The following is a 12,876-nucleotide window of genomic DNA, read 5'->3' as shown; positions in this document are numbered from 1 at the left end:
GTCTAGGCTCCGTCCTTGCATGTTTGGTCCGCCTCCTGCCTGGCGGCAGATGCGTGATGGAACGGCGTAAAGCAGCCGAGCCCGAAATGGCAGCCGAAGCCCAGTGCCAGGGGGCCGTTCACCGGTTCGGGGAAGTTCAGATGAACGAACTGGCCACGGGTGTCCGGCTGGCGTATGCGCTTGCGGCTGTTCCGGAAGCGATGGAAATGCACGGGCCGCCGGGGGTGTTGATCCGGGCCTTCAAACGGGCTTTCCAAGAGGGTGACTTCCGGTTCTGGTATACCCCGTTCCCGGCACTCGCGCCGAATCTGATCTTCCACACCGAAGCGCTTCTTGCGAAACCAGGGATGCAGATAAGGCGTCACCGAGGACCATTCGCGTGCTCGCCCCAGCCAGGAGGAACCGGCAAGCTGGTCGACCGGGCCGAACTGCTCCAGCGTCACCTGCCATTCCTTGCCGTCATCGGTCCATAAGCGGGTCAGTTCTCCCAGGGCGCGCAGCGGCGCACCGGACAAGCCGTTTTCCGCGTAGACCAGGATGTGGTCGATCCGCCCGTCCCGGTCCGCATCCTCGGGCAAATAGAAGGCATGACCGTGGCGGTGGTTATGTTCCATGCCATGGCCGGATAACACGGGTGGCACATTATCCTTGCCCAGCAGCCGACCCGCCCGGCTGATGGCCGCGATCCGGCAAAGTTCCCCAATGCGGATTGCATCCTCTATCCGGGGCTGAGGCTTGCCCCATAGGACCAGGCGGGCGGCCGTAATCCGCTTGTCATCGTCCTGCCGCTGGCGCCGGGCCCGGGGCTGCGGCCGGAAAATACCGTAGGGTCGCTGGTAGGTCATGAACCGCGCCCCCGGCGGGCTGCTCCAGCCGGCTGCCTGCAGATCGCCGGTCTCGCATTGAAGGGCATGGAGGAACTGTTCCGGCAGGGTGGCAAGCAGTTGCTTTTCCGCCTTCTTGTGCTTGGGCCGATCAAGGCCGTGCTCGGCAATCATTCGTGGCCGCCAGACCTGGTATTCGGCCGCGGTGGTTGGCGTGATCAGGCGCACCGGTTCCAGTGCCTCGCCGCTTTCCATGTCCACGGACAGCTCCGAGGGCCGGCAATTGATCTCGCCCGGGAAGTCCGTTACGCGAACCGCCTCCACCCAGCTTTCGGCCCGCCCCAGAAAACCCAGGCGCGGTAGCAGGTGATCAAGCAGTTCTGTCTCCGGCGGCTCCAGCTCAAGATCCGGCCAGGCAATGATCAGCGCTGACTTGGGGTCCAGACGGACGAAAGCATCAAAGATCAGGACTGGCTTGTCTTTCTTGCCGTCCCGAACCGGCATGTAGTGGCGGCTGTGGGCGCGAACCGCCTCTGGCAGGGAGTAGACCGGCGGCTGTTCGGCCAGCCGCTCGACCAGTCGGGCCAAGCGGTCGTCGGGGAATGCTTCCTTGTCGCCCTTGCGATGCCAGGTGGCAATCAATGAACGAATGACACGCCAGGGCGATGGCGGCCATTCCACATTGGCCTCGTTTACATGCCGGCCCCAGGGCGTGGCGTGGTAACGGCCGACCGGAAATGTCAGTTTGATAGCCAGCATGGTTATTTCCTGTAGGTCACCGTTGTCACTCGGGGATCATTGAACAGTCCCGCGGAGGCAGCGGACTCAATTAGTCCGGGCATGGCATCTTCAATGGTCTTGGATTCGGGAATCTCGAAGCCATCCGGGCGGGTCACGCGCAGGTCCCGGCATTCCAGGTCACAGGCGGTGCGCAGACGCAGCCCCTGGTCGAGAAAGCGGCGAATCTTGAACAGGGACAGGCCGATCAGCAGATTCTCGGCGGCCTCGCCCAGGCCGAAGGCCCGAATCTGTGCCAGATCCAGGTTGAAGTAGGCGGTGATTTTAGGGGCCACGAATTCGTCGCGCGCATAGGGCACATTGCCGAAGCCCTTGCTGCTGTCACCGCTGGGGTTGACGCTGTCCAGCTTGACGCCGCCGCTGGCAGCAACCTTTACATCCTCTGCTTCAATGAAGCCTGACAACGCCCTTGGTAGGCGCAGTCGGCCACCGGCCAGATCCTTCTTCGCCAGGAACACGCCGTGCAGTACCGCATTGGTATCGATCTTCATGAGAGTGGCGGCCAGTTTGCGAATATCTACCCGGCCATCTTCCATATGAGCCAGTTCCTCCTTGAGCATGTTGAAGACTGTCTTGTCCTTGCCTTCCAGAATATAGGGTGAGTTGAGGCGATGGGCTGCCAGGACGGAATTGATCAATGGCTCGCCGTTTTCATCCGTGACCTTGACCAACGGCAAGCCTTTGAGCGGCTCTGCCCAGTCATCGGACGGTTCATCCCAACAGACTGCCTCCAGGCGGTTGGCCACGCTTTGAGCGGACTCCACCAGCAACATTCGAGTGGTACCGTCCGGACCGGTGTACTCGGCGGCACCCAGGTCGGGAAAGCCCGTGGGCTGGAAGCGGGTGCCCTGAATGGGGGCCAGGTCGGCCTCCATGAGAAGGCGTTGACTGTCCTTGAGGGCCTTGAAATCAATGCTCATGATGCTCTCCTTTATGCAATCTCTTCGGTTTGTTCAGTGAGGTGTTGTTGTTTCGGCAACAGTTGCTTGAGTGCCGGGTCGGAAATGGGTGTCATCAGCGCGGCCAGCAATCGAGGGCCATTCACGCCGCTGGTGTCCACGGACTTCGGAAGATTCCCGATTCCCGCGATACGAAGCCGACGCATGGCCATGGAAACGGCTCCATTGGTATCGCCTCGCATCAGCCGTCTTGGAATCTCCCGCGACAGCGGCAGATGCGTACCTTTCTCAATTAGCTTGCAGTCCGATAACTGTTCGTCTGTCGTGAACAATGGCTTGAGCAGTCGGTAGGCGACAGGTAGCGGGGGTATTTCAGGTTCGCCCCTGAAGTCGTACCGTGGTGGCAGGCGCACGAGTGCCAGTCCACGCATGAGTTCATCGAGGCGTCTTTCGTCAACATCACCCGCGAGCCAGACGCTGATGGCTGCCAGAGACGCGCTGCATTGCCCCCGCAGCGGCTTGTCGTGGTGGTCTTCCTGTTCGGCAACGATCAGGCGCTGAAGCAGCGTACGAGTCAGTCCCTGTATCAGCCCGCCGTGGCCCAGGGTCACATCCCGGGCGCCGTCGTTATCCCACTTCGGCCAGGTGTCATCCTTTTCTGGAGCCATGTGTCTCCGAAATGCCTGGCGGTCAACCTCGTGGCCTTCCTTCGACAGGACGCGAGCGTGCAATCCGGCCAATGCGGCGGCCAGTTGAAATTCAGGGCTGGCATCGTTGGCCTTTGTGAACCAGTCACGCCTTAGGGGCGGTATGGTTGGGCAGTTATCCCGGGCCTTGGGACTGGCAGCCATCTGTTTCTGGATATTTCCAAGCAGCCTGAGCAGGGTCTGTGTGCTGGGGCCGGGGTCATCCGCCGAGAGGTTCAGCGAGAAAATCGCATCCTCGAGCTGGCGTGTGAGCGAAGCAAGTTGTTGGCTGGCCGTGTCCGAACGCCCCAGTCGCCTAAATCGACTCAGCCAGGGCCAACTCCCCTTGTCCAGGTCCTCAATCAGCGAGCCAGCCGGATTCTGCTTTACGGGAACACGGTTCAGGGGGGTGGCAAGATAGGCCTTGCCGGAGCGCATCATGAAGGCATAGCGCTGAAATTCCCTGATGCCCCGGTCAACACCCAGGCTGGAGACGGCCCTGACAAAATCCAGGCCATCTCGGGCCGGTCTGCGCCCGAGGGTCACACGCCCTTCCGACAGAATCCCTTGCAGCTCGCCCAGGGTGCAGCCGTTCGTCCAAAGTGGCACCCAGATTTCTGCCCTGGCATTGCCCTCGTCACCAAGGGCAGCATTGCCCGCACCGGCCCCGGTGGGACGCACGGTAAAGGGATAACTGAGAGTGCCCGGTTCACTGCTGCCGAAGCGCCGGCTTGTGCTGGCTGCAAACAGCAGGGCGCCTTCAATCATCAGGTTGAAATCCCAGGGGTTGATCAGGGCGTCACTGCTGAATCCGCTTTGCTGATTGGCACCGCCGGCGTTACCCGGAGAGAACTGGCCGATGGCAGCCTTTTTCAGGCCGGGTTCCGCTTCTCCAAAAAGTGCCTGGCGCAGCTGACCGGTGGCCTGCGGTTGTGCATGACCGGTTTCGGGGTCAATCAGCTCGGTGATCCGCTGCATGAAATTGTTAGTGAAATCCAGACGGCCGTCATTACCGCCGGTGCCTAGCAGTGGTGGATATTTCGGACTGTCCTCGGTAAGAACGACCGCAGCATCCAGCCACTCGAGGACGATGTCCGCTAGCTCATTGCGCAATGCTGAAAGCAGCGCGTGCTTTCGATCCCCTTCAGGCTTCTTGTTGATGCCCATGTACGTGAGAGTCTTGCTGGCGGCATCGATCGCCTCGCGGTAGTTGGCGAATCTCTGAGTTTTCGACTCACGCAGGGCGGCAATCCCTGTCTGGTTGTCCCCGGCAAAGAAGCCACTGCCCCCGTTCCAGGGCGCAATGATCGGTGTCGGCTGATAGTCATCGCGAAAGTAGGACTGAATTGCTTCTTCGCTCAAGGAGGAATCAAGGACGAAAACTTCATTCTCCCAGCAGGCGGTAGCCCGTGTATCAAGATGGGTGGCAATGAGGCGAAAAATACCCAGCGCCTTGAGATAGGCAGACAGTGGCGTCGGTGTGCAGCCAGAGAGTATGACTGAATGCTTCATGATGATTTTTCCTCCTCCCGGCTGGCTCGCCAGTCGGCGATGCGTACCAGGGCTTCGAACCAGGCGAGCTTGAATGGGCCGTGTTCATCAAGCAGTTGGCGTGTCCGTTCGGTCCATGACGGGCCCTGGGGACCGCGGCCCAGTTTCATCAGGTCCAGTCGAAGTTCGGTTTCCGGGACGCTTTGGCCATTGAGGCGAAGTGGGGGCAGGCGGTCCCCTTCCCAGACCCCGCGGGCAAACAGGCGTTGACCGCCCGGCGGGGCGTTTTCATTGGGCAGCGCCCGCAGGCCAAGCCGTACCTTGCCGTGATGGGCGGCGATCAGATAGGCGATCAGGTCGCGCTGGGGATGGTCGCTCTGGTGTTCCAGCCAGGCCAGTGCCGAGGCGAGCTCATGGCGAAAGCCCCGGCGTTGCTGTTTCGTGCCGTCCTCATTGCGAACGTGAAAATTCGGACGGCCCCCGCGAGGCGACTTGGCCCAGGGGCCGCCGTCACCCGGGGCGTCGTCACCGGTGATGGCGTTCTGGAAGGCTTCATGGGCCTTGCCTACATCATGCCAGCGGCCGGCGGTGGCGATGATCTCGGCGAGGGCTTCGTCCTGTTCGAGCTTTTCGGCCAGGTCGGCGCCAGCGGCATCCACATCCTGCAAGTGTTCTGATAGCGGCACATAGCGCTTCATGACCGTCATGTCGTCACTGCCCTGGGATTCGGCTAGGATCGCGGTATCCATTTGGATGGGCTCGACGAAGCTCTTGCTGTCCGTGGCGTCGAAGCCGGCCGTGGCGGTGTAGCCACCGGCTCGGCTTTGCAGTAGGAGCTGCTGGCCGGGACGAATCCGATCTTTTCTGACGGGCTCCCATCGTTCGGAAATCGGATCCCATATCCAGGCCTTGCGTTTGCTCAAATAATCCTTGAGCTGGCCCAGGCCCACCGGGCAGAGTTCTTCCCGGGTTGGTGCCGGCTGTTCGCCGGGGTCGTCCTCGAAATCCCGCCAGAAGACCTGGGACTGGGCCTGGCCCGGGTCACGAATGTAGGCGGAGATGTCCACATCAAAGCCGCTCAGGTCCGGGTCCGTGTTGAACAAATCGATCAGATCCCGGCGGCGGATTACGCGGCGAATGCCTGTTGCGGCATCCACCGCTGGCAGGTCGCCGGGGCTGGCGGATTCGATGGCGGACAACTGCTCTCTAGCGGCCAGTAGATCCTCCATCTCGTAAGGCAGGGCCTCCTTGCTCTCTTCTTCGATGTCGATCCAGTAAATCGTCGCTTCTGGATGTTCTCCGCCCCGGTTGCAGCGGCCGAAGCGTTGGACCAGGGAAGACCAGGGGGCAAGTTCGGTGAATAGGACCCGGCTGGAGATGTCCACACCGGCCTCCACCGCCTGGGTGGCCACGATGATTCGCCCCTCCGCCGGAGTTTCCGCGCGGATGGCCGACTCGATCTCGTCCCTTTCCGGGGGCCTGAAGCGGGCGTGCAGGAGCAGCGGTGCTGTCTCCATTTGCTTGGCCAGGGCGGCATGGAGTGCCTGGGCGCGTTCAACCCGATTAAGGATTACCAATGTCTGGGAACCGGGCTGATGCTCTTCCAGGATTTCCTGTGCCAGCCCCTTGATATAGGCGGCGGCTTTCGATTTGTGGTTGTCCGCCGTCAGCCGTGTCCGGGCGGGCTGAAGTTTCTTTTTCGCTGTAAGACGCTGGGTGACCTGATCATGCCGGCGGTCCTCGTCGTTGAGCGATAGCCAGCCCAGCGTTTCCAGGTGTGGCCGAAAGTCCACGGTATCCAGCCAGTTGCGATGCAGGGTGGCAGAGGCCCACAGGCTGCGGGTGGACCGTTGGGTCCGCAGCGTGCGGCGAAAGGCTTCCAGCTGGGTGGAGGTGGGCAGGGCGGCGCCCATGAGCTGGATTTCGTCATACACCCACAGCGCATCGTTGTGGAGCAGTCCGAAATGCACAGGCCACTGGTAGCGACTCATGCCATAGCCGCGCATCAGACCGCGGGACAGCAGCATGTCCTGTGTACCGATCAGAATGGATTCTTCCTCGGGGTAGGATGCCCAAGTGGCGGTCCGAAGCGAGGGTTCCCCACCCATCAACAGGTGTGTGGAGACCTTGCCATCACCCGGCTCGCCCAGCAGGTCGAGTGCGGCCAGCCACTCGCGGATATTTCGGTGGGTTTGTTCCACTAGTACACGCATGGGCAGACACCAGACGAGCCGCCGGGGCATGTCCGTTTCCCCCTTTTCACGCCGGCGGTACAGCCAGCCCAGCGTGACCGCCGCCGTTTTGCCCAGACCGGTGGGGATGTCCAGGACCTCCGGCCAGTCGTCCTCCGCTAAACGGCTCTGGTAAGGGTAGGGTGTGGGTAGTCCCGTTGCTTGCCGGAAGAAGGATTCGAAATCTTTCACGGCGTTCTCCGAAAGTCTGTTTTCAGTTCAGTGTATTTGCTCAGGTGTCTCACCGAATGACACAGCGGGTATGAGTCCGCGATTGGCGTTATCACCAGGTTTGTGGCTACAATTGAGAAATGTGGCCACAAAGAGAGCTGGGTGATGGATGTATCAATCCGTGAGCTGAAGAACCATTTGTCCGAGTACCTGCGGCGTGTCCAGGCCGGCGAGGAGATTACCGTGACCTCGCGGGGGCGCGCCGTGGCACGGCTGTCGGCGGTTATCGGCCGGGAGGGCCGGGCGGAAAGCGATGAGGCGCTGGCGGCTCGGGTGCGGGCGCTTCCGGGTGTCAGGGCGGCCCTTGGTAAGAGGGTGAAGCTCCCCGAAAGACCGCTGGATTGGCCCGGCGGCGGACCATCTCTTTCCGAGCTGATATTGGAGGATCGGGATTGATTCTCTATCTGGATACCTCCGCTCTGGTAAAGCTGTACGTTAAGGAGCCGCATTCCGATGAAGTGCGGTCCTTGGTTCAGAAGGCGTCTCTGGTGGCCACGCATGTTATTGCCTATCCCGAGGCACGAGCCGGATTTGCAAAGGCGTGGCGGATGGGGCGGATAAGTGACGATGTATTGACGCAGCTCGTGGTTTGGTTGGACGAAGGTTGGGGGGGCTTCGATGTCATCAGTGTCGATGAGCCACTGGCGCGTCGTGCGGGGGTGCTGGCCGATACCTTTGGCTTGCGAGGCTACGATAGTGTTCATCTGGCCGCTGCGGAGAAACTCGCGGCAGGGGCTGGCGACGGGCGTCTGTGTTTTGTGTGTTTTGATACGTCTCTGACGCGGGCTGCGGAAGGCCTTGGATTGAAGACTCCGTGGTGACGAAAGAGCGGGTTCGGGGTGTTTCATGCTGTGCCTCCCTTGGCCCTGCTCCATTTACCGCTCCCCGCCGAGTATCTGTCTGCCGCACTGACCAGTCTTTCACGTACCCGCTTGCGCAGTAATTCGGGGGCAAGTACTTCCACTTCCGCGCTCCAAGCCAGGATTTCCCGAATCAGCTCGGTGGGGTCGCCATAGGGAATCTGCAGCTCGTAGTGCCCATCCTTCCATTGCCCGATCTGGTCGGGGGTGCCAGCGCTGCTCGGCGGCCCAGCGGGCCGCTTCCGGCGTGAAGCGCAGCACCGCCCAATGGTCTGCGGGCCGGTGAAGATGCCGAAATTGGCTTCCAGTTGCCGGTCCAGGGTGGCCGGGTCGATATCCAGGGCCGGCGTCTTGTCGGGCCTCGGGTCGCGGATGCGGTCCAGGGAGAACAGGCGCAGGTCGTCGGCATCGTGGCAGTGAGCGGCCAGGTACCAGTTATTGCGGTAGTGGATGAGGCGCTGCGGGCTGACATGGCGCTGCCTCATTTCGTCCCGGCTGCGTGAGCGGTAATCGAAGTGAAGCCGTTTGCGGTGGAGCACGGCTTCGGCGGCCTGGCCGAAGGCTTCGGTTTCCAGATGGCGGTGGGCGATGGGGCGGACCTGGATGCGCTGGTCGAGGGTTTCGGGGTCGAGGCCACCCTGGCCGAGGAGCTGGCGGATGCGGGTCTTTAAGGGGCCGATGTAGGGTTTGAGCAGGCCGGGCTGGATGGATTCCAATAGCTGCTCGGTGGCCAGCAGGCCGTGGAGTTCGCTGGGATTGAGCCAGAGACCGGGTAGTTCGAAGCGGTTCATCAGCATCCATGCTTTTGGGGGCTACCTTGTCCAGCATAGACGATGGGCGTGGTGTTTCAAGGTGGGTGAGACAGCGCGGGTGTTACGGTTTTTTTCGGGTGAGGGTTACTCTGGCTTTATGCTGCGCTGGCCGCGCTTGTTCCGGTTCTGGGCAAGCCGTTCGGCCAATTCCCCCATTTCCTCAACGGCCCGCATCTTTTCGTACAGGCTCAGTTTGCGCCAGCGACGCAATTGTTCCCGCCGTGCACCTTCCCAGGTAGTCTTGCTCCAGTCGATCTCATCCTCAAGCCGCGACATGATCGTTACTCCTTATTGTCACGCTGCTCGTGAAGAATGCGTAGGTGTTCAACATCGTCCAGGTCTCGCGGGCGGCCTACTGCCTCCTTCATAGTGATCAATGTCTCCAGGGAGACCAAGGGAGCTTCGATTCCGGGTGTCAGCGTTTCCCGGAGTGCTCGATTGTATTCTTGTGAGAAATCAAAGGGATGTTCGACAAAGATATCGATGGGTGTTTCCGGGTGGGCATCACTGAACAGCTGGAAGACTTTCATGCCCTTGTCCCTTGCCCAGCTTTCGCGGGTTTCACGGTCGGCGAAATCTTCGGCCTTCACCGGGATGGTGGGGCGATAGCCCAGGTCTTCCAGTGCTTTTATGGCGGCAAGGATGTTGTCCGGGGCCAATTCGATGACCAGGTCCGCGTCCTTGGTATAGCGAAGATAGCCATGGGCATTTACCGCCAGGCCGCCGGCGACCAGGTAGCGGACTCCCGCCTCGTTGAGGGCGGCAATGATGGCTTCGAGGCTGTGAACGCGCATGGTCCAAGCATACAACAAAAAAGGCCGGTCACTGGGACCGGCCTTTTTGGTCTAGCTGTGCGCGGGACTGGCTCAGGAAGCCATGTCCTTCAGGCGGGCATTGAGGCGGCTCTTGTGGCGAGCGGCCTTGTTCTTGCTGATGATGCCCCGGGTGGCCATGCGATCCAGATAGGGCACGGCAGCCTTGTAGGCTTGTTCGGCCTTGGCCTTGTCACCGGCTTCAATGGCCTTGATGATTTGCTTGATGCCGGTGCGCATGCGAGAACGCATGCTGGCATTGTGCTTGCGGCGCTCTTCGGCCTGACGGGCGCGCTTCTTTGCGGACTTGATGTTAGCCAAGACTAGCTCCTGATAATTCTGCTGACGCTCGGGGTTGTCGCGGCGCACGCGCGCGCGGTTTCGGTGACAGGGTCGCCGAAAGCCGCGTATCATGCGGAAAAACCGCGCGCCTGTCAAGGCCGGCAGGTGGCGTGAACGGTTCCCAGTGAACAGTGAACAGAGGGTGCCGGCCGGGGCCGAGTGCCATTGTCTGAACGAAGGGGTCAAGTTGCAGCGTTTGACTAGAAAAAACAATAACCTAGCCAGGTTTTCGGTAGCCCACTGCGCTGTGAGGTGGTCGCCGCGCCTGCCATTTGGCACGGCCCCCGCTGTTCACTGGGAACTGGGAACTGTTCACTCCAGGCCCGGCGAGGGCAGGGCATGAGTCTGCTGCGCTCCACCGGTCTGGTCGGCGGCATGACCCTGCTCTCCCGGGTACTGGGATTCGTCCGCGATGTGGTCTTTGCCCGCTTCTTCGGGGCCGGGCCGGTCATGGACGCCTTTTTCGTGGCCTTCAAGATCCCCAATTTCATGCGGCGGCTGTTTGCCGAGGGGGGATTTTCCCAGGCCTTTGTGCCGGTGATCGGCGAGTATCGCAGCCAGCGTGAACATGCCGAGGTGCAGGCGCTGGTGGACCGGGTGGCGGGTATCCTGGGGGCGGTACTGGTGCTGATTACCCTGATCGGGGTGGTGGCAGCGCCGGTATTGATTCTGATTTTCGCCCCCGGTTTCGACGGCGAGGACGGCCGCCGGGAGCTGGCCACGGCCATGCTGCGCTGGACCTTTCCCTATCTGCTGTTCATCTCCCTGGTGTCCCTGGCGGCCGGGATTCTTAATACCTACAACCGCTTCGGGGTGCCGGCCTTTACACCGGTCCTGCTTAACGTTTGCCTGATCGGGGCGGCGGTCTGGCTGGCCCCCTATTTCGACGAACCGGGCATGGCCCTGGCGGTCGGTGTGTTTGCGGCGGGGGTGGCTCAGTTACTGTTTCAGATTCCCTTTCTCAAGCATTTGCGCCTGCTGCCCCGGCCGCGCTGGGATCCGAAACATGAGGGTGTCAGGCGCATCATGCGCCTGATGGCGCCGGCCCTGTTTGGCTCCTCGGTGGCCCAGATCAATCTGGTGATCGACACCATCATCGCCTCCTTTCTGGTGGCCGGCAGTGTGAGTTGGCTGTATTACTCCGACCGCCTGATGGAGTTTCCGCTGGGGGTGTTCGGCATTGCCCTGGCCACGGTAATCCTTCCCGGCCTGTCGGCGCGATACGCGGAAAAAGACCCCAAGGCCTTTTCCGATACCCTCGACTGGGCCCTGCGTCTGGTCTGGCTGGTGGCGGTGCCGGCGGCGGTGGGGTTGTTCTGTCTGGCCGGCCCCATGCTCTCGACCCTGTTCCAGTATGGCGAATTTACGGCCCATGACACTCGCATGGCGGCCTGGAGCCTGATGGCCTATGCCTTCGGTCTGGTGGGCTTCACGCTGGTTAAGGTGCTGGCCCCCGGCTATTTCGCCCGCCAGGACACCAAGACACCGGTCAAGGCCGGGGTGGTGGCCATGGTCTCGAACATGGTGCTGAATCTCGCGTTCGTGCTGCCGATGGTGATGACCGGATTCGTCGCCCCGCACATGGGCCTTGCCCTGGCAACGGCGATCGCCGCCTTCATCAATGCCGGTCTCCTGTATATGGGGCTGCGCCGTCGCGGCGTATACCGGCCCGGGCCGGGCTGGGCCTCGTTGTTCTTCAAGGGGCTGGTGGCCAATGGGGTAATGGCCGCGGTGGTGCTGTGGCTTGCCGGCCCACTGGCGGATTGGCTGGATGCGGGCGTCTGGGAGCGGGTGGGGCTGCTGGCGGTCTGCATTGGCACCGGGGCCCTGGTTTATGGACTGGTACTCTTGCTGCTGGGGCTCCGGCGGCGGCATGTGATGGCCTGACGGCGGCCGATAGTTGATATAATGCCCCGTTTTGCATTACGGGAAGCCTGGACTTGCGGCTGATACGCGGACGGCAACATTTGAGCCACGCCCGTCGGGGCGGAGCGGTGACCATCGGCAATTTCGATGGCGTGCATCGCGGTCATCGGGCCATGCTGGAACGGGCGCGGGCTACCGAGCCTGCCGGTCCGCTGACGGTGATCAGTTTCGAACCGCGGCCGCTGGATTATTTCCTGGGTGAGCGGGCGCCAAGCCGGGTGGTCGGCTTCCGTGATCGCCATGAGCTGTTGGCCGAGGCCGGGGTGGATCAGTTGCTGCTTCTGCGCTTTGATGCCGCCCTGGCCGGAATGAGCCCCCGGGCCTTCGAACAGGATGTCCTGCAGCAGGGTCTGGCCCCGGCCTATCTCCTGATCGGGGATGATTTCCGCTATGGCCGGGACCGGGCCGGCGATGCAGACAGTCTGGCCGCGACGGCCGCGGATCAGGGTTTTCGCCTGGAGGTGATGCCCACGGTGGAAGGGCAGGGTGCCCGGGTGTCCAGTACCCGCATCCGCCGTCACCTGGAGCTGGGTGAGACCCGTCAGGCCGCGGCCTTGCTGGGTCAGTGGCCGCGAGTCACGGCGCGGGTGCGCCGGGGGCGGCAACTGGGGCGAACGCTGGGTTATCCCACCGCCAATCTCGCCGTCCACGAGCGGCTGGCGGCTCGGGACGGGGTTTACGCCGTGCAGGTCGAGGGGCTGGACAAGGCCGAACCCCTGCCGGCGGTGGCCAGTCTGGGGCGGCGACCCACGGTGGATGGTCGCAGGCGATTGCTGGAGGTTCATCTCTTCGATTGGCAAGGTGATCTCTACGGACGCCATCTGCGGGTCCGCCTGATTCGCCACTTGCGCGACGAGGAACGATTCGAGGATCTGTCGGCCCTGCGCCGCCAGATGGATGAGGACAGCCGGGCGGCGCGAGCCGTTTTGGCGGAAGAACAAGTGCCGGTGACATGACCGGCGAA

The 12,876-nt window shown here is 62.0% G+C and carries 12 protein-coding genes; 4 read left to right on the top strand and 8 right to left on the bottom strand.

Going from position 1 to position 12,876, the window contains the following annotated elements; translation table 11 throughout:
- Nucleotides 1-2: 2 nt before the first annotated feature.
- Genes csb2 through cas3g form a run of 4 tightly spaced genes read right to left on the bottom strand, consistent with a single transcriptional unit; the run spans nucleotide 3 to nucleotide 7,121 of the window.
- Nucleotides 3-1,583 (bottom strand): type I-G CRISPR-associated protein Csb2, encoded by a 1,581-nt coding sequence (csb2, locus tag VCB98_RS02905; protein WP_346050302.1) that lies wholly within the window; start codon nucleotides 1,581-1,583, stop codon nucleotides 3-5.
- Between the two features lie 2 nt (nucleotides 1,584-1,585).
- Entirely contained in the window at nucleotides 1,586-2,542 is a 957-nt protein-coding gene (gene cas7g, locus VCB98_RS02900; RefSeq protein WP_346050300.1) for a type I-G CRISPR-associated RAMP protein Csb1/Cas7g, read from the bottom strand.
- A gap of 11 nt (nucleotides 2,543-2,553) precedes the next feature.
- Nucleotides 2,554-4,719, bottom strand: a complete 2,166-nt coding sequence (gene cas8g1 / locus VCB98_RS02895; protein WP_346050298.1) for a type I-G CRISPR-associated protein Cas8g1/Csx17 — start codon at nucleotides 4,717-4,719, stop codon at nucleotides 2,554-2,556.
- Complete coding sequence (gene cas3g / locus VCB98_RS02890; RefSeq protein ID WP_346050296.1) at nucleotides 4,716-7,121, bottom strand: type I-G CRISPR-associated helicase/endonuclease Cas3g; 2,406 nt, start codon at nucleotides 7,119-7,121, stop codon at nucleotides 4,716-4,718. Before cas3g ends, cas8g1 begins: the two co-directional genes overlap by 4 nt.
- A gap of 144 nt (nucleotides 7,122-7,265) precedes the next feature.
- On the opposite strand from cas3g, the gene VCB98_RS02885 reads away from it, so the two are divergent.
- A complete protein-coding gene (locus tag VCB98_RS02885; RefSeq protein WP_346050294.1) occupies nucleotides 7,266-7,556 on the top strand; it encodes a type II toxin-antitoxin system Phd/YefM family antitoxin in 291 nt (96 codons plus the stop codon).
- Nucleotides 7,553-7,981 (top strand): type II toxin-antitoxin system VapC family toxin, encoded by a 429-nt coding sequence (locus VCB98_RS02880; protein WP_346050292.1) that lies wholly within the window; start codon nucleotides 7,553-7,555, stop codon nucleotides 7,979-7,981. Before VCB98_RS02885 ends, VCB98_RS02880 begins: the two co-directional genes overlap by 4 nt.
- A gap of 23 nt (nucleotides 7,982-8,004) precedes the next feature.
- Here VCB98_RS02880 and VCB98_RS02875 read toward each other — a convergent pair whose 3' ends face one another.
- The 4 genes from VCB98_RS02875 to rpsT form a co-directional block, all read right to left on the bottom strand.
- A complete protein-coding gene (locus VCB98_RS02875) occupies nucleotides 8,005-8,811 on the bottom strand; it encodes a helix-turn-helix transcriptional regulator (RefSeq protein ID WP_346050290.1) in 807 nt (268 codons plus the stop codon).
- Between the two features lie 105 nt (nucleotides 8,812-8,916).
- The gene (locus VCB98_RS02870; protein ID WP_346050288.1) at nucleotides 8,917-9,108 is read right to left on the bottom strand and encodes a hypothetical protein; all 192 of its coding nucleotides are present in this window, start codon (nucleotides 9,106-9,108) and stop codon (nucleotides 8,917-8,919) included.
- A gap of 5 nt (nucleotides 9,109-9,113) precedes the next feature.
- Nucleotides 9,114-9,626 carry a hypothetical protein gene (locus VCB98_RS02865; RefSeq protein WP_346050286.1) on the bottom strand — a complete coding sequence of 171 codons (513 nt, stop codon included), beginning with the start codon at nucleotides 9,624-9,626 and terminating at the stop codon, nucleotides 9,114-9,116.
- Nucleotides 9,627-9,698: 72 nt separating this feature from the next.
- Nucleotides 9,699-9,965, bottom strand: coding sequence for a 30S ribosomal protein S20 (gene rpsT / locus VCB98_RS02860; RefSeq protein WP_346050284.1), 267 nt, complete (start codon nucleotides 9,963-9,965; stop codon nucleotides 9,699-9,701).
- 360 nt (nucleotides 9,966-10,325) lie between these two features.
- Here rpsT and murJ point away from each other — a divergent pair, with 360 nt between their 5' ends.
- Both murJ and VCB98_RS02850 read left to right on the top strand, forming a co-directional pair.
- Complete coding sequence (gene murJ / locus VCB98_RS02855) at nucleotides 10,326-11,873, top strand: murein biosynthesis integral membrane protein MurJ (protein ID WP_346050282.1); 1,548 nt, start codon at nucleotides 10,326-10,328, stop codon at nucleotides 11,871-11,873.
- Between the two features lie 53 nt (nucleotides 11,874-11,926).
- Complete coding sequence (locus VCB98_RS02850; protein WP_346050280.1) at nucleotides 11,927-12,868, top strand: bifunctional riboflavin kinase/FAD synthetase; 942 nt, start codon at nucleotides 11,927-11,929, stop codon at nucleotides 12,866-12,868.
- Nucleotides 12,869-12,876 lie beyond the last annotated feature (8 nt).

It is taken from the genome of Natronospira elongata (genome assembly GCF_034931365.1).
Classification (GTDB): domain Bacteria; phylum Pseudomonadota; class Gammaproteobacteria; order Natronospirales; family Natronospiraceae; genus Natronospira; species Natronospira elongata.
Note: the sequence above shows the minus strand (reverse complement) of the source record. Positions and strands in the feature narration are given on the sequence as shown.